This window comes from Pseudomonas sp. SMN11 (assembly GCF_052041945.1).
In the GTDB taxonomy this organism is placed as follows: Bacteria; Pseudomonadota; Gammaproteobacteria; order Pseudomonadales; family Pseudomonadaceae; genus Aquipseudomonas.
This window is the reverse complement of sequence record NZ_JBKGGW010000051.1, coordinates 11,930-33,758: the sequence shown is the minus strand read 5'-3', so window position 1 is coordinate 33,758 and position 21,829 is coordinate 11,930. Positions and strand designations below refer to the sequence as shown.

Genomic DNA, 21,829 nt, shown 5'->3' with positions numbered 1-21,829 from the left:
CCCCCCCCCCCCCCCCCCCCCCCCCCCCCCCCACCCACCCCCCCCCCCCCCAGATTTATGAGCGTGTCTCGTGGGCTAGGAGATGTGGAGAAGAGACAGTTGGGAGATCGATCGCCGCGCGGGCGGCGCTCGATCTCACAGGCGCTGCAAGAACAAAGGCGATCCCCTCAAGCCACCATCCGCCGCCGGGCGAGGCAGGCGTACCCCATGCCCACTACCCCGAGCAGCAACACACCCAGCAGCCCCACCAGTTCGCGGCTGTAGCGCGCCACCAGCGCCTGGAACCCGGTGAACTCGCGATAGACCCGCACATCCGCCTCGCCACCGGCAAAACTGACACTGATACCGCCTTGGCGAATCTGCGAATAGTCGGCATCAAAATACACCCAGACCTTGCATGCCCCGCCCTGCTCGATGGCCGGTATCTCCACCTGCGCCGTCGCCGCTTCGTAAAGGGTGTCGTTGCCCGCCGCATCGCGCACCTGCACCAGGCCCTTGGCTGGCAGGCGGATCTTCACCTGGCGCACGTCACTGTCGCCAAGGTTGTGCAGGTCGATCAGCAAGCCGGTACGGTGATCGACCAACCCGGCCTCGAAGGGCTTGGCGAACAGTTGCGCATAAGGTGCCTGGACCAGCTCAATCAGCTTGTCGACCTGATACGGGTTCAATGCGCCATCGCCAATACGGTTGATGCGCGGCTGCAACTGCTCGTACTTGAGCTGCTCGTTGGCCTTGCTGATGCGCTCGCTGAACTGGCTGGGATAGGTGAGATAGGCGTAAGTCAGGGTCGCGTCGAGCCGTGGGTGGTCCTTGAGCAGCCCATAAGCCACCAGCAAGACCATCAGGCCAATCAGCATGGCTACCAGGCGTTTGCCGACTTTGTCCCAACTCAACGGTGCGTTTCCTTCTGTTACGGCACGGAGGATTGATGCGGCGCAAAGGGTGCCAAGTTAAGCGCCGCCAGGCAAGCGCTCAACGGCTCAACAATGCCGGAAGCGACGCCATCAGCATGGCCACCCCGGAGGCGGTCAGCAGCCCCAGCACCACCCGGCGAAACGCCAGCTCGCTGATCCCCAGGTACAGCCGCGTACCCAACAGCGCTGGCAGCGCCATGGCCAGCAGCACCACGCCGAACGCCGGCAGCATGTCGCGGGTCACCACCCCGGTGCCCAGGTAGGTGAGCAGGGTCACCAGCAGCATCGACAGGTTGAAGTTCTGGATCACCGCGCGCTGGGTATCGCGCTCGAAGCCGCGCAAGGTACACCACAGTGTAGGCACTGTGCCGGTAAAGCCACCGATTCCGCCCAGCGCCCCACCCACCAGCCCTACCGCGCCATCGGCCAGACGGTTGCCCGGCAGCCGTGGCAAGCGTGGCGCCAGCAGCATCAGCGGGCACCACAGCACCAGCAGCGTGCCGAACACGGCCTTGAACCAGAGCATGTCCAGGTACGGCAGCACCCACACCCCCAGCGGAATGCCGGCCAGGCCGCCGAGCACGAACGGCCACAGCAGCGCCCAGCTGAAGCCGCGGCGCACGCTGAACACGGCAATGAGCTGGCCGGCGAAGCTGCCGAACACGGTCAGCGACGCCGCCAGCCGCGGTTCCAGGCCCCAGGCCCAGAACGACATGGCGACCATGCCGAAGGCAAAGCCGGAAAGGCCCTGGACGAAACCGGCAACGATGGCGCCGAGGGCGATGAGGTAGACGGCATCCATGGGGCGACTCGAGCCTGGTGTGATCGGCGTTCCACCTTGCCAGAGCCGGGGGCGAATGTCTGCCATCACGTCCCGCATTGTGAACGCTCGTCACACCCGCTGTGCCGCCACAGCGCCTAATCCTCCGCCGGTTTGCCGCATAAGGTAGCGATCAAGGCCGTCTCACCGATGGCCCATGACAACAACAAGCGTGCAACCGAGGTGCGAGCCGATGCGTGGCGAACAACAGATGCAAAACGACAAGCTGGGGAATGGCCTGAAAGGCCGGCAAGTGACGATGATCTCGATCGGCGGGGTCATCGGTGCCGGGCTGTTCGTAGGGTCGAGCAACGCCATCGCTGCGGCCGGGCCCGCCGTGCTGGTGGCTTATGTAATCGCGGCAGCGATCGTGGTGCTGGTGATGCAGATGCTCGGCGAGATGGCCACGGCCCGGCCGGACACCGGCTCGTTTTCCTCCTACGCCGACCAGGCCATCGGCCGCTGGGCCGGGTTCTCGATCGGCTGGCTGTACTGGTGGTTCTATGTGCTGGTGATCGCCATCGAGGCCATCGTCGCCGGCAACATCCTCGGCGACTGGCTGGGTTTGCCCCACGCCTTCACCGCCTTTGCCATCAGCCTGGTGCTGATCGGCTGCAACAGCCTCAGCGTCGGCTCGTTCGGCACCCTGGAATACTGGCTGTCGCTGTTCAAGGTGGTATCGATCGTCACCTTCATCGTGCTTGGCGTGCTGGCGATTTTCGGCCTGATGCCGGGCTCGTCGACCAGCGGTATCAGCAACCTGTGGGCCAACGGGGGTTTCGCGCCCAAGGGCAACGTGGCCATCGTCGCCGCGCTTCTGACCGCCATGTTCAGCTTCCAGGGCAGTGAAGTGGTGACGATTGCCGCGGCCGAATCGCGAGACCCGAAAGCCAACATCAAGAAGGCCATCCGCGCCGTCGTGTGGCGCCTGGGCCTGTTCTACCTCGGTTCGATGTTCGTGGTCGTGTGCCTGATCCCGTGGAATGCCCCGGGCCTGGCACAAGGCTCTTATCAGGCCGTGCTGAACGCCATGAACATCCCCTGGGCGCCGGGCATCATGAGCATCGTGGTGCTGGTGGCAGTGACCAGTTGCCTGAACTCGGCCATCTACACCGCCTCGCGCATGGCCTACTCGCTGGCCCGGCGCGGCGACGCCCCAAAGGCGGTTTCGCACACCACCGCGCAAGGCGTACCGCTGCTGGCCGTCGCCCTGACCGCAGGCGCCGCGCTTGCGGCCCTGGCGGCCAACTACCTGCTGCCCGCCGAGGTGTTCCAGTTCCTGCTGGCCACCAGCGGCGCACTGGCCCTGCTGATGTACCTCGTGATCGCCGTCACCCAGTTGTGCATGCGCCGCAAGCTGGTGGCGCTGGGCAAACGCCTGGAGGTGCGCATGTGGCTGTTCCCCTGGCTGACCCTGCTGACCATTGCCTTCATCGTCGGCGTATTCGCGGTCATGGCGGCCTTCCCGGGGCAGCGCGCAGAACTGCTCTCCACCCTCGGTCTGACCGCCGTGCTGGTGGCCATCGGTGCCTATCTGCAGAAGCGCCAGCCGGTGCTCTCGGCCCAGCGCGCCGCGCTGCGCCTGGATGAACCCACCACCGCCTGAACTGTGACGCCGCTTCACAGCGGGTGTGCCGGCCAGTGCCTTTTTCAGCCTGCAGCACACCCCTAAGCTGATGACACCCCGGGGCAGACCGCCCCGGACACTCCAAGAAACCCGTGTGGAACCTATCATGACCGTAGCCCGCAAACCCGACGAACTGGCCATCCCCTATCAACTGCCGCAAGTCCCCTTCATGTCACCCGACATGGTCCACCCCGGCGTGCTGGGCACGTGGCTTGAAGATGACCAGCTATGGGTACCGGTGACCGCCTCGGTGTCGTTCAAGCCCCTGCTGCTGAACGTCTCCGGCGGCTACTACATCAATCTGCTGCGGGTGCGCCAGAGCGGCGTGCTGTCGCGCCACCGCCACACCGGCGGCGTACATGCCCTGGTGCTCAAGGGCCGCTGGTTCTACCTGGAGCACGACTGGGTCGCCAAGGAAGGCTCGTTCGCCTACGAGCCACCGGGCGAGACGCACACCCTGTTCGTGCCGGAAGATGTCGAAGAAATGATCACCTGGTTCCATGTGCAGGGTGGCTACACCTACGTGGACCCTCAGGGCGTGGCGGTGGGCTACGAGGATGTGTTCACCAAGCTGGAAAGCGCCCGTGCCCACTACAAGGCGCTGGGCCTGCCGGACGACTACATCGAGCAGTTCATTCGCTGACCACAGGTTGCCAGCACCCGGCCGCGCTGCCAGTCTTCTGCTCAATCACCGGAGGCGGAACATGGACAACTACACGCAACTGCTGGCGTTTCTCTGGGCCACCGAGCACGGCAACTTCTCTGCCGCTGCGCGGGCCTGCGGGATGACGCCCTCGGCCATCAGCAAGCTGATTTCGCGGCTTGAGGATCGCCTGCAGGTGCGCCTGTTCCAGCGCGGCACACGCAGCCTGACACTGACCGAGGAAGGCAGCGCCTACCTGGTCAGCGCACGGGCGGTGGTCAATGCCATGGCCGAGGCCGATTCGCTGGCCGAGGCCTTCCCGACCCGGGTCAGCGGGACCTTGCGCGTGCACACCATGACCACCTTCGCCAAGCACCAGATCATCCCCTGGCTGCCGGAGTTCCTGGCCGCCTACCCAGGGCTGACCGTGGATATCCAGGTCGGCGCGCAATTCACCGACCAGTTCGACCAGGGCCTGGACGTGGCCATCCACAGCGGCGTCCTGCCCGACTCGACGCGCATCGCCCGCAAGATCGGCCAAAGCCGCTGGATTATCGCCGCGGCTCCCGAATACCTGGCGCGCCACGGCACCCCGGCGGACCCTGGCGAGCTGCTTGAGCATACGTGCTTTTCCTTCGGCTTCAGCAGCGTGTGGAACACCTGGAGCTTCATCGTCGATGGCCAGACCATGACCGTGCCGGTGGTGCCCAAGGCCACCTTCGCCCAGGGCGACCTGCTGCGCGACCTGGCCCTCGGCGGTGCCGGCATCGTGCGCCTGGCGGAGTTCCACATTGGCCAGGACATCCAGGAAGGCCGCCTGGTGCCGTTGCTGGAGGCGTACAGCGCCGACAGCGTCGAGCCGATCTACCTGATCTACACCAATCGCAAGCACCTCAGCCCGCGTATCCGCGTGTTCCGTGACTTCCTCGAACACAAGCTCGCGCAGAGCCCGTGGAATACCCGCTGAGCCCCAAGCACCCGACCAGAACACCGAGGTACCCATGCGCAATCTCGTAGGCGATGTTTCCAGCGCCGCCCGTATCCTGCCTGATCTCGACGGCCAGGCCCTGTTCATCCGCAACGGCAAGGGCCCGTACCTGCACGACGACCAGGGCCGCCGCTACATCGACACTGCGCTCGGCTTCGGCGCCGTGCTGCTCGGCCACGCCAACGACACGGTCAATGATCAGGTGGCCGCGGCCCTCGCCGACTCCGCCTCGCCGTCGTGGGCCCATGTGCGCGAACACGCCGCAGCCACGGCACTGGCCGCGCACACTGGCGCGCTGAGCAAGGTGATCTTCACCAACTCCGGCAGCGAGGCCGTGCACCTGGCCTGCCGCGCCGCCCGGGCCCACACCGGGCGGGCGCGTATCGCCAAGATGGCGGCCGGCTTCGATGGCTGGTTCGACGATGTCAGCTTCGGCAATGTCGGCTCCACCGAGGCCGCGTTCGCCGATGGCCAGCGCCCCGCCACGGCCCGTACCACACTACTGCGTTTCAACGACTTCGACGACGTCGAGCGGCTGTTCGCCGAGGACCAGGACATCGCCGCCGTCATCCTCGAACCGATGCTGGCCAACGCCGGCTGCCTGATGCCGGACCCCGGCTACCTGCAGCATGTGCAGGACGTTGCCCGCCGGCATGGTGCGCTGGTGATCGCCGACGAGGTGCTGATGGGCTTTCGCCTGCACGCCGGGCTCGCCAGCCAGCTGGCCGGGCTCGACCCGGACATCGCCAGCGTTGGCAAGGCCATCGGCAATGGCGTGCCGGTGTCGGCCATCGTCGGCAAACCGGAGGTCTTGGACGCTTTCGAACAAGGCAAGGTGCTGCGCGGTGGTACCTTCAGCGGCAACCCGCTGGCCTGTGCGGCGGTGATGAGCACCCTGGCGCAACTCGACCAGCACGATTACCCCGGCCTGATCGCCCGTGGCCAGCAGCTGCGCCAGGCGGTGGAGGCGATTTTCGAAGCCCAGGGCATCGTGGTGAGCACCAGCGGCTATGGCAATGTCTTCAGCCTGTGGCCGTCGCGCCAGGCACCGACCACCTACGCGCAGGCAGTGGCGGTGGGCAGCGCGGTGTTCAGCCAGGCGCTGCACCTGGCGCTGCGCGAAGCCGGGTTGCTGGTAATGCCTTCACCGTATGGGCGGCTGTACCTGTCGTTCGAGCACGACGACGCCGTGGTGGAAGCGATGAAGGCAGCCTTTGAACGCGCCGCGGTCAAGCTCGCAGCGCAGTTCGCCAGCCGCTAGAACCCGCTTGACCGGAGGGAGCCCGCTGATCGACGATCAGCACTCCCTCCATCAAGGATGACGGCATGTTGCGGATACTGGGCAGGGCCTCTTCGATCAACGTGCGCAAGGTGTTGTGGGCCTGCGCCGAATTCAACATTCCGTTCGAGCGTGAAGACTGGGGCAACGGCTTCCAGTCTACCGACGCCCCTCAATTCCTCGCGCTCAACCCTAACGCCATGATCCCGGTGATACAGGACGGCGACTTCACGCTGTGGGAATCCAATAGCATCATCCGCTACCTGGCAAACCGTTATGGCGATGCGGCCTGCTACCCCGGCGAAGCGCAGGCGCGGGCGCGCATCGACCAGTGGATCGACTGGCAGGCTTCGGACCTGAACCGGGCGTGGAGCTACCCGTTCATGTCGCGGGTGCGCCACTCGCCCGCGCACCAGGATGCTCACGCGCTGGCTGCCGGTTGCGCAGAGTGGGCGCGCTACATGGGCATCCTCGACCGGCAACTGGCTGCGACCGGCGCGTTCGTCGCCGGGGAGCGCTTCACCCTGGCCGACATCCCCATCGGCCTGTCGGTACAGCGCTGGTTCGCCACACCGATAGACCACCCTCGGTTGCCCGCCGTGAGTGCCTATTACGACCGCCTCAGCCAGCGGCCAGGCTACCTTGCCCATGGCCGCAACGGCCTGCCTTGATGGCTGATCTGCTGCTTTTTTGTAGGAGCGGCCTTGTGTCGCGAAAGGGCCGCGCAGCGGCCCCGGCAGTTGAATGGGCGAAGCTGAAATCCTGGGGGCGCTTCGCGCCCCGTTCGCGACACAAGGCCGCTCCTACAAGAGACCGCGTCTAACATTCAGAAGCCGAGGGTGGCGGATAGCAGGTAAGTACGCGGCGTAGACAAGGTCAGCCCCGGCTCACTGTCATCGGACGCCCCCGCCGATGCCCAGTAGCGCTCATCCATCACGTTCTCGACACTGGCACGCAAGGTGACCTCGGTGGCGTCGACCTTGAAGGCATAGCGCGCGCCGAGGTCGAAGCGTTCCCAACCGTCGATCTGCTTGCTGTTGTCCTGGTCCAGGTACTGCGAGCTGGAATGAATGCCCCGCGCCGTCAGTGTCAGCCCGTTCACCCCGGGAACATCCCACTCGGCGCCGAGGTTGACGTTGTACTCCGGCGTGGCCGGCGCACGGTTGCCGTCGAAGGCACCGTTCACGGTATCGGTCAGTTCGCTGTCGATGTACATCACCCCGCCCAGTAGCCGCACGCCATCGAGCGGCTCGCCGAACACGCTGAGCTCAATACCGCGGTTGTCGCGTTTGCCATTGGGGCCGAACACCCGTGACGTGGCGTTGGTCTCGTAGGCCGGCTGGCGAATGCGGAAGGCGCTGGCAGTGAAGGCGACTCGGCCCAGGTCGTACTTGGCGCCGACCTCGACCTGGCGGCTGATGAATGGCGGGAAGATCTGATCTTCATTGACCGAGGTCGACGGGGCGATCTTGCCCTGGCTCAGGCCTTCCATGTAGTTGGCGTAGAGCGACAGCTTATCGGTGATCTTGAGCAGTACACCACCCGAAGGCGAAACCTTCTCCTCGTCGTAGGCCGTGTCGCCTTTCACGCCATCGCTCCAGTCGTCCACCTGCACCCGTTGCCAGCGGGCCCCCAAGGTCAGCAGCAGCCGGTCGTCGAAGAACCCGAGGGTGTCGGCCAACGCAACCCCCGAGAAACGGTTCTCGGTGTACACCTCGGGGTCGATGCGCGTCGGCGTGCCGGGTGTTGACGTGGCGACCGGGTTGTACAGGTTGCTTGGCGCCGACGCATAGCGCGCGCCGCCATTGGTGAAGTCCATGTAGAAGTAGCTGGCAGCCAGGTTGAGTTCATGGCTGACGGGGCCTGTGTGAAACCAGTTGCGCAGCCCGGCCAGGGCCGTGCGCACCGACTCGTCGCGGGTAAAATCGCGTGGCTGTACGGTGAAGTCACCGGCGTCGTTGATGATCGACACGTTGTGGCGCAGGAAGTCGTGGTTGCTCTTGCGGGCGCCGACCGCGCCGTAGGCCATGAGCGAATCGCTGAGGTCGTACTCGGCATTCAGCGCGCCAAAGGTGTCGTTGGTGCGCGCCTTGCTCCAGGCCTGGGCGTAGTTGTGGTGCACATCGCTGGCATCCGGCACCTTGGCGTTGGCGCCGACCAGCACGCGTTCCTGCGGGGCGTCGGTGTCACGCTCCGTGTGGCCAAGGTCGGCCGACAGGCGCAGGCGTTCGCCGCGAAAATCCAGGCCCAGCACAGCCATTTCGCGGTCGACGCTCTGGTGGTCCCATTCGGTGGCGCCGGACTGTTTCACACCGTTGAAACGCAGGCCGAACTGATCGCCTTCGCCGAAGCGGCGGCCGACGTCCACTGCCCCTCCGGCCTGGCTACCCGAGGCATAGCTGCCGGTGAACTCGGTGATCGGCTTGTCGCCGGCGCGCTTGGGTACCACGTTGATGGCGCCGCCGACGCTGCCCCGCGGCGAGATGCCATTGATCAGCTGGCTCGGGCCCTTGAGGATGTCTACGCGGTCGGCCATTTCCATGTCGATCGAATAGGTCGGCAGGATGCCGTACAGGCCGTTGTAGGACACATCGCTGTTGAACAGGCTGAAGCCACGAATGGTGAACTGCTCGAAACGCCCGCCTGCCGGGTTGGTGGCGCGCACCGACGGGTCGCTGGCCACCAGGTCGCCCAGGGTGCGGGCCTGCTGGTTTTTCACCAGTTCGCTGGTGTAGGTGGTCATGCTGAACGGTGTTTCCATGAAGTCCCGCGAGCCGAGCAGGCCTTGCGAGCCCTTGCGGGCGACTTGGCCACCGGCATAGGGCTGGACATCGCTGGGCGAGGCCTGGCCACCGACGATGGTGGTCGGGGCGATCTCCAGGGCATCAGCGCCTTGCGGGGCCGGCATCAGGGTAAAGGCACCCTCGCCTACCGGCTGCAGTTGCAGGCCGCTGCCGCGCAGCAGTTGCAGGAAGCCTTCGTCGACGCTGTAGCTCCCAGCCAGGCCGCCGCTCTGGCGGCCACTGACCAGTGCCGGGTCCAGCGACAAGCTGATGCCGGCCTGTTCGGCGAAGCGGGTCAGCGCGGCGCCCAGGCTGCCGGCAGGGATCCCGTAGCTGCGGCGGGGTTGCTCGTCGGCCCAGGCAGGCACGTTCAGCAACAGGCTCATGGCGAAGCCCAGCGGGATGAGGCGGTATGGCGTTACGGCTGGCATTGAAACAGGCTCCCTTTATGTTCTCTTACCGGTAATGACCGGCGAGGGAAAAAAAGGGGACAGCCTCATGCACGATTTTCTCGCGGGGCCAGCGTCACCCAGAAACGGGTACGGGCATGTACCTCCAGGGGCAGGCTGGCGGCGAGCAGCGCCAGCACTCGGTCGGTGTCGTCGAGGCGGAAGGTGCCGGTAACCCGCAAAGATTCCAGTTCAGGCGCCCAGCGCAACAGGCCGGGGCGGTAGCGCCGCAGCTCGTGCAGCAGGTCGCCGAGGGGGCGGTCGTCCAGCCGCAGCACGCCGTCACGCCAACCCAGCAGCAAGTCGTCCACGGCCGAGACCGAACCCAGGCCGGTTGCCACCAGGCTAGCCTGCTGGCCGGCCTGCAGGGTGATGGCAGTGCCGCGTAGCGGCTGCAAGGTCGCAACCCCACGCAAGACCATCACGCGGCAAGCCTCATCGAACATTCGCACACAGACCTCGGCACCGCTGATAGCGACCTGACCAAACGGTACTTGAAGGCTCAGGTTGACTGTTTCGGGTACGCTGATTGCCACCTCCCCGCGCACAAGCCTGATACGCCCTGCCTTGAGGTCGATGTTGACGGCACTGTCGGTGTTCAGCTTCAACGCGGTGCCGTCGCTCAAGGTCATCTGCCTGCGCTCGCCAACAGCGGTGTGCATATCGGCGATCCAGGCTTCCAACGGCAACTGACGGCTAAGCAACCAGGCCGTCGGCACCAGGGCGGCGATGCCCAAGGCTTGCTTGAGCAAAGCCCGTCGACTGGCGTCCGGGCGGCCAAGGGTGGCCATGGCCAGTTCGCTGGGTAGTTGCGAGAACCGTTCGCGCAGCAGCAAGGCCTTTTGCCAGGCGCTTTCGTGCAGGCTACTGCTGGCGCGCCATTGCGCCAGGCGCTGGAGGTCGGCGGAGCTGGCTTCGCCGGACTCGAGCAGTGCCAACCAACGGGCGGCGGCGCGCACCACTTCGCGCGCCTCGGCAGAGTGCGTAGCCATCAGAGATCCGCCAGCAGGCAATGCTCATAGGCCACGGCCATGTAGCGTTTGACAGTACGCTCGGAGATATTGAGGCGCAAGGCGATTTCGGCGTAGCCCAGGCCCTCCAGTTGGCTCCAGAGAAAGGCCCTGCGCACAGGAGCTTTGAGGCCATCGAGCAACTCATCCAGGGCTTGCAGGGTTTCCAGCAGAATCCAGCGCTGTTCGGGGGATGGCAGACTCTGTTCGGGCTGTTGTGCCAGCGCGTCGAGGTAGGCCTTTTCGAGGCTGCGGCGCTGATGAAGGTTGCTCAGCAGGCGCTTGCCCACGGTCAGCAGATAAGCACGCGGTTCGCGGATGTTCTCCAAGGGCTGGGCGCTGGCAAGCACGCGCAGAAAGGTGTCCTGGCTAAGGTCAGCGGCATCCCACGCGTTGCCCAGGCGCCGGCGCAGCCAGGCTTCCAGCCAGCCACGGTGTTCGCGGTAGAGGGCAGGCAGGCTGGGCTCCGGGGGCGGCGCGGTGTCGATCATGGGGGCGGCTCTGGAATGGGCGCAAATGCGACCGATTCTAATTTACGACGCTGCGTCGAGCCAAGCCATTTATGTGCCCTCAGGCAAACGCGACCAAGCGGGTAAGGATGCGCAGCACGTGGCCCTTTTCGATCATTGCCGCCCAGTGGCCGTCACAGAAGCGTTCACCGCGCACGCAGTAGGTCAGCAGGCTCTGGAGTTGGGGCAAGGTGGCTTGGGCGATGGTGTCGGGGGCGCTGAGCAGGTCGTTGGCGCTGGGCCGGTAGTTGATGTCGGTCCAGCAGTCCCTGGCGGCCTCTCTATAAAAGGCACTGACCACTGCTTCATAGTCGGGCCAACGGCTGCCTTCCTTGAGTGTGTAAGTCTTGATCGGCACGCCATTGGGGTAGAGCCGGGATTGGTATGACAGCAGGGCTTCGATATCGGCCTGGGTAGGATGCATGGTGATTTCCTTATCGAGGCTGGGCAAGTCTATAGAAATGGGGCTGCCTTGCAGCCCACTGTCAGTTATACCGCCGCCTGCTGAACTGGCACCACTGGCCGCGTCCGCCAGGCGATGGTCAGTACCAGCCCCAGCAGCGCCATCCCTGCCCCGGCATACGAAACCGCCGGATACCCAAGCCCCGCATTGATCACTGCGCCACCCAGCGCCGCGCCAATCGCGTTGCCCAGGTTGAACGCGCCGATGTTCACTGCCGACGCCAGGTTCGGCGCGTCCTTGGCAGCTTCCATCACGCGCATCTGCAGCGGTGGTACCAGGGCGAAGCTGGCGATTCCCCACACCAGGATCGCCACCGCGGTCGGCAGCGACCAGCCCAAGGTGGCCGGAAACACCAGCAGCACGGCAATCAGCACCGCCAGCGACACCATCAAGGTTCGCTCGATCGAGCGGTCCGCCGCCTTGCCACCCCACATGTTGCCCAGGGTCAAACCGATGCCGAACAGCACCAGCATGGCGGTGATGAAAGTCGTCGACGCCTGTGCCTGGGCATGCAGGATCGGCGCGATGTAGGTGAACACGGTGAACATCGCACTGGAACCCCCCACGGTCAGCGCCAGCGCCGACAATACCGGCCCGCGGCCAAGCACACGGATTTCGGCCATCGCACCGCCACTTTTCGGCAGCGGCAGGTTGGGCAGTGCGAACCACAGCGAGACCATCGCGGCCAGGCCCAGGCCGGCAATACCCCAGAACGCCGTGCGCCAGCCCAGCAGCTCACCGAACCAGGTAGCCAGTGGCACGCCGCCGATGGTAGCCAGGGTCAGCCCCATGAACATTGCCGCCACCGCGCCAGCCCGCTTCTCGGGCGGAACCACGCTGGCCGCGACCACCGAGCCGACGCCAAAGAACGCACCATGGTTAAGCGAGGTGACGATGCGTGCGACCATCAGGCTTTGATAGTCGGTGGCCATCGCCGACATCAGGTTGCCCAGGGTGAAGATCGCCATCAGCCCGATCAGCAGGTAGCGGCGCGGGATCTTGCCGGTGGCCAGGGTCATCAGTGGCGCGCCGAGCAGCACGCCGACCGCGTAGGCGCTGACCAACAGCCCGGCGGCAGGGATGGAAACGCCGAGGTCGGCGGCGATGCTGGGCAGCATGCCCATGGGGGCGAACTCGGTAACACCGATGCCGAAGGCACCGATGGCGAGTGCCACGAGAGGGGGATTGATACGCATACAAGGCTCCTTATCTATGACGGGAATGCTACGATCCTGCTTTTGAATGCACTAGACCGGTTTTTCGGCAATCACCTTTGCGCTGGAGGCACAGATGGACTACCACGGGCGATCCGGAGAGATGGAGGTGTTTGCCAAGGTGGTGGATGAAGGCAGCCTGTCCGCCGCGGCGCGGGGGTTGGGCCTGACGCCCTCGGCGGTGAGCCGCATCATCGCCCGCGCCGAACAGCGCCTGGGCACACGCCTGCTGCTGCGCACCACCCGGGCTATCACCCTCACTACCGAGGGTGAGGCATACCTGCGCGGGGCTCGGCGCATCCTCGCGGACCTGCTCGAAGTCGAAGAGGCGATCACTGACCAGGGCGTACCGCGCGGGCGCTTGCGGGTCAGCGCGGCACTGGGGCATGGGCGACTGACGGTGGTGCCGTTGCTGACCGCGTTCAGCGCCCGTTACCCGCAGGTGGTGGTGGACCTGACGCTGAGTGACGAAATCGCCGATATCCATGGCGGCCAGGCCGATGTGGCGCTGCGCTTTGGCCCACTGCCGGACAGCTCGCTGAGCGCACGCTGCATCGGCCATACCGGCCAGGTGGTGGTGGCTTCGCCTGAATACCTGGCCCGTTGCGGTACGCCGCAGGTACCGGAGGACCTGACGCAGCACAACTGCCTGCGCTTCAACTTCCGGCGGGCAGCGCCGGACTGGCCGTTTCGTCGGGAGGGTGAGGATTATTCACTGAAGGTAACGGGCAATATCGAATGCAGCAGTGGCGAGGCGCTGGCACAACTGGCCAGGCTGGGAGCGGGGATTGCGCGGATCGGGACCTTCACCGTAGTTGATGAGCTGAAAAACGGCCAACTGGTAGCGCTTTTGGAAGACTACAACCCGGGCGACCGCGAGCCACTGCATGCGGTGTTCGTCGGCGGGCCGGCGATGCCGGCGCGGGTGCGGGTGTTTGTGGACTTTCTGGTGGAGCATCACCAGGGCTGGCCGTTGACTTCAGCCTGACGCCGCTTTGGAGCGGCCTTGTGTCGCGAAAGGGCTGCGAAGCAGCCCCGGCAATAACTGCATCGCTGATGAAATCATGGGGCCGCGCTGCGGCCCTTTCGCGACACAATGCCGCTCAAAGACCGCGTTATGCTTTAGTCGCAGACTCAACACACCGTCAGGGCCGACCACCATGCACATTGCCATTCCCGATGACTACCAGAACGTGATCCGCTCACTCGACTGCTTCAAGCGCCTGGCCGGGCATGAAGTGAGCGTGTTCCACGACAAGCAGCCCGCCTCGCTGGACGAACTGGCCACCCGCTTCGTCGGCGCCGACGCCCTGGTCCTCACGCGCGAACGCACGCGCATCGATGCCGCCCTGCTCGACCGGCTGCCGAAGCTCAAGCTGATCAGCCAGACCGGCAAGGTCGCTGGCCATCTGGACCTGGAAGCCTGCACGGCCCGCGGCATTGTCGTGACCGAAGGCCGCGGCTCGCCAGTGGCACCGGCGGAGCTTGCCTGGACACTGATCCTCAACGCCCGCCGCCAGCTGGTGCCGGCAATCGAAGCCTTCAAGCAAGGCCAGTGGCAGGTAAACCTGGGGCAGGCGGTGGCCGGCCAGGTGCTGGGGATCTGGGGCTACGGCAAGATCGGCCAGCGCCTGGCGCGCTATGCCCAGGCGTTCGACATGCCCGTGCTGGTGTGGGGCAGCGACGGTAGCCGGGCGGCGGCCGAGGCGGATGGGCACCGGGCGGCGACCTCGCGCGAGGTGTTTTTTGCCGAGGCCGATATCGTTAGCCTGAACCTGCGGCTGTCAGATACGACGCGCCATGGGGTGACCTTCAACGACCTGTCGCGGATGAAGCCCGATAGCCTGCTGGTGAATGTCAGCCGAGCCGAGCTGATTGCACCCGGGGCCCTGCTGCAGGCGCTCGACGCCGGCAGGCCGGGCTTCGCCGCCGTGGACGTATTCGAACAGGAGCCGATACTCGAGCCGAACCACCCCCTGCTCACGCACCCGCGGGTGATGAGCACGCCGCACTTGGGCTATGTGGAAAAGAACGGCTACGAGCTGTACTTCGGCGATGCCTTCGACAACGTGGTGGCGTTCGCCCAAGGCATCGCGAAGAACGTTGCCAACCCTCAGGCGCTTGCAGTACGGCGCTGATCTGGAGGATTGAGCGTTATTGCTTACGCCTTGTCAGGCAAAGCCATATGCAACAAAGGGAACGGCCGGCCTTCGCCGTCCAGCGGCGAACGCCCGGTCTGCACGAAGCCGTAGTGGAGGTAAAAGCCCACTGCCTGCGGATTCTGCTCGTTCACATCGACACTGAGGGTATCGCGTGAGCGGCGGCAGAAATCCAACAGTTCTCGGCCAATACCCTGGCCACGCAGGTCAGGGTCGATGAACAGCATTTCCACGTGGTTCTTGTTGAGCCCGATAAAGCCCAGCGGCGTGTCTTCAGGGTCAACAGCCACCCACAGCTCGACGGCATGCAGGTAGACATCGCGCAGTTGTGGTAGCAGTGCGTCGATGTCGGACGCCTGCAGGAATTGATGCGTCGCGCGCACGGCGCGCAGCCAGATGTCGAGCAGCCGAGGGTGATCGGCAGCGAGCGCTTGGCGAATGATCATGGAATCATCCTGATAATTTTTGATGACGGATTATCGGTGCGCCTTGGCAAGGCGACCGTACTCATGTCGGCATCATGTATGCCCGCTTCGCGAATCAACGCCTGGGCGGTGCACGGCAGAACAGCCGGAAAGGAAGGAGGCGCCAATGCTACCTTCCCCTTGCCGACGAGGTAAAGGCGCTTACGGCGCCGCTACCTGCTCTTGGGCCGCAGCGCCGAACGACACGTAGTACGCCAGGCCGACGAAGATCGCCCCGCCCACCGCATTGCCGAGGAACACCGCGACCAGGTTCTCGACCAACGCGCTCCAGCTCAGGTAACCGGCAAAGATAGCCGCCGGGATCAGGAACATGTTGGCCACCACGTGCTGGAAGCCGATGGCGACGAAGGCCATGATCGGGAACCAGATGCCGAGGATCTTGCCGCTCATCTCACGGCTGGCAAAAGCCAGCCACACGGCCAGGCACACCAGCCAGTTGCAGCCGATGCCGGAGACAAAGGCATGGACGAAGTCGGCGCTGGCCTTGCTGGTGGCGGCGGCCACGGTCTTGTCCAGATATGCGCCCTCGGTCAGGCCAAGCAGATGGCCGAAGAAGTACGCCACGAACAGCGCGCCCAGCAGGTTGGCCAATGTCACCAGCAGCCAGTTGCGCGCCACCGCGCTCAGGCGAATGCGCCCAGCGAACATGGCCAGCGGCAGGCTCATCATGTTGCCAGTGAGCAGCTCGCCCCCGGCCAGGATCACCAGTATCAGGCCAATCGGGAACACTGCGGCGCCCAGCAGGTTGCCCAGCGAGGCCCATTGCCCGGGAATCATCGCGCTGACATGGATGGCCAGGATGAAGCCCATCGAGATGAAGCCGCCGGCGAGGAAGCCGAGGATGAGCAACGCGCGGGTAGGCAATTGGGCTTTCTTGGCACCGGCTTCGATGACGAGCTCGGTGATCCGGGAGGGGGCATTGACAGACATTTCAGAAACTCGAACGCAGGGACGACAGCCATGCCCAGAGGCATGCCGGAAGTCAGGAATTAACGGGTTGCGGGGTAACGCGGGGGTGGTTCAGGGGGAAGGCAAAACGGGTGGTCTCTGGGGCTACAACGAAGAGCCGCGCACGTTACTGAGGCAGAATGTCGCAGTCAAATTGATAGGGTGGATGGGGTGATAGATGGGGTCGATGACGGCGCAGGTAATCACTGATGGGGCTTGTCCAGCCCATCGCCGGCGGTGGAGCAACTGCCCTGCTCGGCTTCCGGAAGCTGACGCGTCCCACAGGGCAGTGCTCTATCCAGCGATCAGGCCCAGCAGGACTGGCGAATCACACTGCAGAAGTTACCCGGCCGGAAGCCCGGCTCCTTGTCAGCAATCACATCGGCCTTGACGTTGCCGAAGGTGGTTTGCGGTTTGTGCCGGATCCCGTCATAGAACGCCTGAATGATCGCCTCCTTGAACTGCGCCCCACGCGGGTGCGCCTGCACCACCGCATCCCGCTGCGCAGCGCTGAGCCCCTCATGGTGCAAACCCAGCACATCGGTCTCGACACCTGCGGTGACCAAGGCGATCAACGGATGCATGTGCTCTGGAATGCCTGGCGTGGTGTGCAGCGCGATCGCCGTCCACACCCGCTCGACATCGCGCTCGTCGATGCCATGTTGCTGCAGAAAGTCGCGGGCGGCGTTGGCACCGTCGACTTCGAAGCGGCAGCAGTCACTGCTATGGGTATGGGTCAGGCCCATATCATGGAACATGCAACCTGCGTAAAGCAGCTCGCTGTCGTACTTCAGCCCCAGACGTTGGCCGGCCAGGGCGGCGAAGTAGAACACCCGGCTGGAATGGTGAAACAACAAAGGGGAAGCCGTGTCGCGCACGAGTTCGGTGATTTCACGGGCCATGGCGCTGTCGGGCAGCGCGATACCGGCGATGGATGAGGACATGGTGGCTCCTGGGTCGGTTGATGACGTGCCCAGTCTGCTGGCCGGGGCCAACGTCCTCAATTGACTTGTAGCGTCATATCCTGCCAATGTCGGTGCATTACGGACTTGCAAGCCATTACCCGGAGCCACCATGCCCCCTCGCCCACTGACACTGGCCATTCTGGCAATGCCCGGCGTTCAACTGCTGGACGCCTGCGGCCCACTCGATGTGTTCGCCGAGGCCAATCGCCAGGTCGGGTACGACGCCTATCGCCTGCTGTTGCTGGCCTGTGAACCAGGCCCGTTGGTGAGCTCCTCGGGCACGCGCCTGCTCGCCGATGGCTGGATCGGCGAAAACCTGGAGGCCATCGATACCTTGCTCGTTGCCGGTACGCCAAACGCCGCCGATCTGTACCTGCGCCCCGGCATTCTTGACTGGCTGCGCCAGCGCGCGGGCGCCTGCCGGCGCTACGGTTCGGTGTGTACCGGCGCGTTCGCCCTGGCGGCGGCGGGGTTGCTCGATGACCGCCGGGTAACGACTCACTGGGCCGTGGCGCAACCGCTGGCCGAGCGATACCCTCGCGTGCAGGTCGAGGCAGATGCCATCCAGGTGCATGACGGCAAGTTGCGCACGGCCGCCGGGGTAACGGCAGGGCTGGACCTTGCCCTGGCCCTGGTGGAAGAAGACCTGGGACGGGACGTGGCCAGGCAGGTGGCTGGGCAACTGGTGATGTATTTCAAGCGCCCGGGCGGGCAGCTGCAGTTCAGCCGCCAGGGCGGCACCTCACCTGTCGGGCGCTCGGCGCTGCAGAGCCTGCAACGCTATGTTGCGGCCAACCCGGCGCTGGATCACGGTGTGGCTGACTTGGCTGCCCGGGTGGGTCTCAGCCCCAGGCACTTCGCGCGGGTGTTCCAGAACGACGTGGGCATGACCCCGGCAGCCTGGGTCGAACTGGCCAGGGTCAATGCCGCACGGGCGCGACTGGAGGTCGGGCGCGAACCACCGAAGCAGGTGGCGGCGTTGTGCGGGTTTGCCAATGCCGATACCTTGCGGCGGGCGTTTGTGCGGCATGTGGGCGTGACGCCAGCGGAGTATCGCAAGCGCTTTGGCGCCCAAAGCCGCGCCCCTGCAGAGCAATGATTGCGACATTCCAAAATGGCCTAGCGGAAAATCAATGAGTGATGAGCCGCGCCGCCTGTTCTGGCGCCCTCGCCCACCGCGATCGCCACATTGCCGGCGGCCACCGCCGCATCACCACATGCAAAAACCCCTGGCACGCTGGTTTCACGCAGTGCATCGACCTTGATGAACGCCCCCATCGGCCCGTCTTCGAACGCACAGCCGAGCATCGCCGGCAGCGGGCTGGCCATGCGCGTGCGTGGTTGGGTGAACAACCCCGCCAACTCGACCACGCGGCCGCTGGCGAGGGTCACACTGGCGCGGTCCCCTTCCACGGCCACAACACCTTCCCGCTCCAGCTGCACGTCGCGCCGCTGCAGTTGCGCCAGCTGCTCGGCATCGGGTTCGAACACGCCGTTGAGGAAGAACGTGGTCGGCCCCCAGTCGGGCAGCATCATGGCGTGATGGATCGCCACCGGCGACGCCGCCAGCACGCCAATCGGCCCGCCATCCAGCTCGTAGCCATGGCAGTATGGGCAGTGGAACACGCTCTGGCCCCAACGATCTGCCAAGCCTGAGATCGCGGGCAACTCATCCACTACACCGGAGGCAAGGATCAAGCGGCGCCCGCTGAACTGCTCGCCGTTCACAGTGCCCACCACGAATCCTTCGCCATCCTTGACTGCCGAAACGGCCGACTGCGTCAGCCACTGCACCGTCGGGTAAGCCAGCAGCTGGCCACGCGCCTCTTCGGCAATCGCACCAGGGTTGCGCCCATCCTGGCCGAGGAAGCCATGGGAACTGTGGGCGAAACGGTTGCGCCGCACGCCTGCATCGATCACCAGCACCTTGCGGCGCGCCCGCGCCAGCTGCAAACCCGCAGAAATACCGGCATAGCTGCCGCCCACAATGATCACGTCGAACATTTGCTCATTCTCCCAGGGGCCAGGGCCCGCTTATGAAACTCACGACACAACGTAAGTTACATGAGCGCGATACGTCAATGGTCTTGTAACCTTTGTTGTTTCGTGTGAGGCTGCCCGGTATCTCCCGAACGCCGATTACCCATGAGAAACGACACCCGCCTGTCCCGCATGCTGCACGTGCTGATCCACATGGCCCGGCACGACAAACCCGCCACTTCGGAAACCATCGCGCAGATGCTCGGGACCAACCCGGTGGTGGTGCGCAGAACCATGGCCCTGCTCAAGGAGCAAGGCTACGTAAACTCGGTAAAGGGGCACCGCGGCGGATGGACGCTGGCCAAACCGCTGGCCGACATCACCTTGCTGGATATCCATGAGGCCTTGGGCGGCGCGTCGATCTTTGCCATCGGTCTGTCCACCGACCACCCGCAGTGCCTGGTGGAACAGGCGGTCAATGCGGCGCTGACCGATGCCTTCGAGGCGGCGCAGGCGTTGCTGCTGGAGCGCCTGGGGAGCGTGACGCTGGAGCAGCTGGCGAGTGACTTCGAGGGGCGCTACCAGGCGTTGTAGCCTGCCAGTTGCGCCGCTGCCTCGGCAAATCGAGGTACACTGCCGGCCGACATGGAAGCCGACAGGACACGGAATGCTCCACTCATCTATAGCGCACCCCGCTGTGCGCCGTGCATTGGTGCGCTGGCTGCAAGCCGCAGCGCTGATGCACTTGCTGATTGGCCTGGGCCTGACCTGGGCCGGCCATAGCTCGCTGCTGGGCAACTACCAACTGAGCATCGAGCAGGCCTTCTGGGGCCAGGCAGCACCCGCCCCTGCCCGCGAGCAGCAGGTGTGGTGGCTCGCGCTGTTCGGCGCCACCTTGCAAAGCTATTCACTGTACATGCTCGGCCTGATCCAGCTGGGCGACCGCCTGCGCAGCCACAACGCCTGGGTCTGGCTGGCATTCGGCATCGTGCTGTGGGCACCGCAGGACATGCTGGTGTCGCTGCAGGCCGGCATGTGGTCGCACCTGGTCATCGATGGCCTGGCCCTGATCGCCCTGCTGCCGCCGTTGCTGTGGCTGTATCGCCACGACCGCCCCACCACCACTTTGGAAGGACTTGAACGTGGCTGAACTGCCGATCCTGACCTGGGCCCTGAACCTGTTGCTGATCCAAGGCCTGCTGGGCGCGCTGGACACTATTTACCACCATGAACTGACCGTGGCCCTGCCCCAACGCTACAGCGCGCGGCTGGAGCTGGCGATCCACGCGGTGCGCTCGTGCTGCTACGGCATCCTGTTCCTAGGTATCGCCCACGTGGCCTTCCAGGGCGTCTGGGCGATCATCGTGGCGGTGGTGTTCACCCTGGAAATCGGCCTGACCCTGTGGGACTTCGTGGTCGAGGACCGCAGCCGCAAGCTGCCGGCCATCGAGCGCATCATGCACACCGTGCTGGCGATCAACGCCGGCGCCTTCTTCGCCTTGTACGGCCTGCAGTTGCTGCAGTGGTCGAGCCTGCCCACCGGGTTGGTGGCCATCGACCTCGGCTGGCGCGGCTGGCTGCTGACCCTGTTCGCCCTCGGCGTGACCGCGTCGGGCATTCGTGATGCGCTGGCGACACTGCGCATGCAGCGCCAGGGGCAGCCGGCCAACCCGTTTGCCGGGGGAGCCTACCAACAGGTGCTGGTCACCGGTGGCACCGGCTTCATCGGCGAGACGCTGGTCAACCAGCTGCTCGATGCCGGCCACAGCGTCAGCGTGCTGGCCCGCGACCCGCTGCGCGCCGCCTACCTATTCGACGGCCGCGCCCGTTGCCTGCGCAGCCTCGACAAGCTCGGTCACGACGAGCGCTTCGACGTGGTCATCAACCTGGCCGGCGCCCCCGTCGCCGGGCCACGCTGGACACCACGCCGCCAGGCCCAGCTACTGGCCAGCAGGGTCGGTACCACCGAGGCCTTGCTGCGCTGGATGCGCCAGGCCCGGCACAAACCGGCGCTGTGGATCCAGGCCTCGGCCATCGGCTATTACGGCGTACGCGACGGTAATCAGCAGCTGGACGAAAGCGCCAGCAAAGGCAACGGTTTCATGGCCGAGCTGTGCGATCGCTGGGAGGCTTCTGCCAGCCTGGCCAGCGCCCTCGGCGCCCGACAGGTGGTGCTGCGCCTGGGCGTGGTGTTCGGCCCGGGCGGCGCGCTGACGCCCCTGCTGATGCCGTTCCGCCTGGGCCTGGGCGGGCGCATGGGCGATGGCCAGCAGATCATGAGCTGGGTGCACCGTGATGACGTGCTGGCGGTGATGGCGCGCGCCATGGCCGACAGCGACATGCAGGGCACCTACAACCTGGTTGCTCCCGAACCGGTCAGCCAGGCCACCTTCGCCCACAGCGTTGGCCAACTGCTCAAGCGCCCGGTTTGGCTGCATATCCCGGCCGCACCGGTACGGGCCCTGGCCGGCGAAATGGCCGAACTGTTCTTCGATGGCCAGCGCGTGCTGCCGAGCCGCCTGGAGCAGGCCGGCTACCGCTTCCGTTACCCAACCCTGGACAGCGCACTGCGCGACCTGGCCTGAGGAGCATC

The 21,829-nt window shown here is 65.3% G+C and carries 22 protein-coding genes; 11 read left to right on the top strand and 11 right to left on the bottom strand.

Annotation, left to right across the window (positions count from 1 at the left end; genetic code table 11):
• Window positions 1-167 precede the first annotated feature (167 nt).
• Together ACLEJU_RS26975 and ACLEJU_RS26970 are read right to left on the bottom strand one after the other, a co-directional pair.
• Window positions 168-893 carry a hypothetical protein gene (locus tag ACLEJU_RS26975; RefSeq protein WP_435424714.1) on the bottom strand — a complete coding sequence of 242 codons (726 nt, stop codon included), beginning with the start codon at window positions 891-893 and terminating at the stop codon, window positions 168-170.
• A 79-nt stretch (window positions 894-972) separates the two neighbouring features.
• Window positions 973-1,716 carry a sulfite exporter TauE/SafE family protein gene (locus ACLEJU_RS26970; protein ID WP_435424715.1) on the bottom strand — a complete coding sequence of 248 codons (744 nt, stop codon included), beginning with the start codon at window positions 1,714-1,716 and terminating at the stop codon, window positions 973-975.
• Between the two features lie 211 nt (window positions 1,717-1,927).
• Between ACLEJU_RS26970 and ACLEJU_RS26965 the strand changes: the two genes are divergently transcribed.
• From ACLEJU_RS26965 to ACLEJU_RS26945, 5 genes are all read left to right on the top strand, one after another.
• Entirely contained in the window at window positions 1,928-3,340 is a 1,413-nt protein-coding gene (locus ACLEJU_RS26965; RefSeq protein ID WP_435424716.1) for an amino acid permease, read from the top strand.
• 127 nt (window positions 3,341-3,467) lie between these two features.
• On the top strand, window positions 3,468-4,004 hold the full coding sequence (locus ACLEJU_RS26960) for a 2,4'-dihydroxyacetophenone dioxygenase family protein (protein ID WP_435424717.1): 537 nt from the start codon (window positions 3,468-3,470) through the stop codon (window positions 4,002-4,004).
• A 61-nt stretch (window positions 4,005-4,065) separates the two neighbouring features.
• Window positions 4,066-4,971, top strand: coding sequence for a LysR family transcriptional regulator (locus ACLEJU_RS26955; RefSeq protein ID WP_435424718.1), 906 nt, complete (start codon window positions 4,066-4,068; stop codon window positions 4,969-4,971).
• 34 nt (window positions 4,972-5,005) lie between these two features.
• A complete protein-coding gene (locus ACLEJU_RS26950; RefSeq protein ID WP_435424719.1) occupies window positions 5,006-6,253 on the top strand; it encodes an aspartate aminotransferase family protein in 1,248 nt (415 codons plus the stop codon).
• A gap of 65 nt (window positions 6,254-6,318) precedes the next feature.
• Window positions 6,319-6,942 (top strand): glutathione S-transferase family protein, encoded by a 624-nt coding sequence (locus ACLEJU_RS26945; protein ID WP_435424720.1) that lies wholly within the window; start codon window positions 6,319-6,321, stop codon window positions 6,940-6,942.
• Window positions 6,943-7,097: 155 nt separating this feature from the next.
• Here ACLEJU_RS26945 and ACLEJU_RS26940 read toward each other — a convergent pair whose 3' ends face one another.
• From ACLEJU_RS26940 to ACLEJU_RS26920, 5 genes are all read right to left on the bottom strand, one after another.
• The gene (locus tag ACLEJU_RS26940) at window positions 7,098-9,485 is read right to left on the bottom strand and encodes a TonB-dependent siderophore receptor (RefSeq protein ID WP_435424721.1); all 2,388 of its coding nucleotides are present in this window, start codon (window positions 9,483-9,485) and stop codon (window positions 7,098-7,100) included.
• A 65-nt stretch (window positions 9,486-9,550) separates the two neighbouring features.
• Window positions 9,551-10,495 carry a FecR domain-containing protein gene (locus ACLEJU_RS26935; RefSeq protein WP_435424722.1) on the bottom strand — a complete coding sequence of 315 codons (945 nt, stop codon included), beginning with the start codon at window positions 10,493-10,495 and terminating at the stop codon, window positions 9,551-9,553.
• On the bottom strand, window positions 10,495-11,004 hold the full coding sequence (locus tag ACLEJU_RS26930) for a sigma-70 family RNA polymerase sigma factor (protein WP_435424723.1): 510 nt from the start codon (window positions 11,002-11,004) through the stop codon (window positions 10,495-10,497). The genes ACLEJU_RS26935 and ACLEJU_RS26930 overlap by 1 nt, the downstream gene beginning before the upstream one ends.
• A gap of 79 nt (window positions 11,005-11,083) precedes the next feature.
• A complete protein-coding gene (locus ACLEJU_RS26925) occupies window positions 11,084-11,446 on the bottom strand; it encodes a DUF6508 domain-containing protein (RefSeq protein ID WP_435424724.1) in 363 nt (120 codons plus the stop codon).
• Between the two features lie 65 nt (window positions 11,447-11,511).
• Entirely contained in the window at window positions 11,512-12,681 is a 1,170-nt protein-coding gene (locus ACLEJU_RS26920) for an MFS transporter (RefSeq protein ID WP_435424725.1), read from the bottom strand.
• 94 nt (window positions 12,682-12,775) lie between these two features.
• Here ACLEJU_RS26920 and ACLEJU_RS26915 point away from each other — a divergent pair, with 94 nt between their 5' ends.
• The gene (locus ACLEJU_RS26915; RefSeq protein ID WP_435424726.1) at window positions 12,776-13,687 is read left to right on the top strand and encodes a LysR family transcriptional regulator; all 912 of its coding nucleotides are present in this window, start codon (window positions 12,776-12,778) and stop codon (window positions 13,685-13,687) included.
• 172 nt (window positions 13,688-13,859) lie between these two features.
• On the top strand, window positions 13,860-14,837 hold the full coding sequence (locus ACLEJU_RS26910) for a D-2-hydroxyacid dehydrogenase family protein (RefSeq protein WP_435424727.1): 978 nt from the start codon (window positions 13,860-13,862) through the stop codon (window positions 14,835-14,837).
• A gap of 23 nt (window positions 14,838-14,860) precedes the next feature.
• On the opposite strand, the gene ACLEJU_RS26905 is transcribed toward ACLEJU_RS26910, so the two are convergent.
• The 3 genes from ACLEJU_RS26905 to ACLEJU_RS26895 all read right to left on the bottom strand — a co-directional run bounded on the left by ACLEJU_RS26905 (window position 14,861) and on the right by ACLEJU_RS26895 (window position 17,235).
• Window positions 14,861-15,304 carry an acetyltransferase gene (locus ACLEJU_RS26905; protein ID WP_435424728.1) on the bottom strand — a complete coding sequence of 148 codons (444 nt, stop codon included), beginning with the start codon at window positions 15,302-15,304 and terminating at the stop codon, window positions 14,861-14,863.
• A 180-nt stretch (window positions 15,305-15,484) separates the two neighbouring features.
• The gene (locus ACLEJU_RS26900; protein ID WP_435424729.1) at window positions 15,485-16,273 is read right to left on the bottom strand and encodes a formate/nitrite transporter family protein; all 789 of its coding nucleotides are present in this window, start codon (window positions 16,271-16,273) and stop codon (window positions 15,485-15,487) included.
• Between the two features lie 323 nt (window positions 16,274-16,596).
• The gene (locus tag ACLEJU_RS26895; RefSeq protein ID WP_435424730.1) at window positions 16,597-17,235 is read right to left on the bottom strand and encodes an HD domain-containing protein; all 639 of its coding nucleotides are present in this window, start codon (window positions 17,233-17,235) and stop codon (window positions 16,597-16,599) included.
• Between the two features lie 130 nt (window positions 17,236-17,365).
• Between ACLEJU_RS26895 and ACLEJU_RS26890 the strand changes: the two genes are divergently transcribed.
• Window positions 17,366-18,355 (top strand): GlxA family transcriptional regulator, encoded by a 990-nt coding sequence (locus ACLEJU_RS26890; protein ID WP_435424731.1) that lies wholly within the window; start codon window positions 17,366-17,368, stop codon window positions 18,353-18,355.
• A gap of 20 nt (window positions 18,356-18,375) precedes the next feature.
• Here the strand turns inward: ACLEJU_RS26890 and ACLEJU_RS26885 are convergent, their stop codons facing one another.
• Entirely contained in the window at window positions 18,376-19,260 is an 885-nt protein-coding gene (locus ACLEJU_RS26885; protein ID WP_435424732.1) for an NAD(P)/FAD-dependent oxidoreductase, read from the bottom strand.
• A gap of 141 nt (window positions 19,261-19,401) precedes the next feature.
• On the opposite strand from ACLEJU_RS26885, the gene ACLEJU_RS26880 reads away from it, so the two are divergent.
• The 3 genes from ACLEJU_RS26880 to ACLEJU_RS26870 all read left to right on the top strand — a co-directional run bounded on the left by ACLEJU_RS26880 (window position 19,402) and on the right by ACLEJU_RS26870 (window position 21,821).
• Window positions 19,402-19,830 carry an Rrf2 family transcriptional regulator gene (locus ACLEJU_RS26880; RefSeq protein WP_435424733.1) on the top strand — a complete coding sequence of 143 codons (429 nt, stop codon included), beginning with the start codon at window positions 19,402-19,404 and terminating at the stop codon, window positions 19,828-19,830.
• A 73-nt stretch (window positions 19,831-19,903) separates the two neighbouring features.
• Window positions 19,904-20,386 (top strand): cell division protein, encoded by a 483-nt coding sequence (locus tag ACLEJU_RS26875; protein ID WP_435424734.1) that lies wholly within the window; start codon window positions 19,904-19,906, stop codon window positions 20,384-20,386.
• Window positions 20,379-21,821: a TIGR01777 family oxidoreductase gene (locus ACLEJU_RS26870; protein ID WP_435424735.1), complete on the top strand. Its 1,443-nt coding sequence runs from the start codon at window positions 20,379-20,381 to the stop codon at window positions 21,819-21,821. Before ACLEJU_RS26875 ends, ACLEJU_RS26870 begins: the two co-directional genes overlap by 8 nt.
• The last annotated feature ends 8 nt before the right edge of the window (window positions 21,822-21,829 follow it).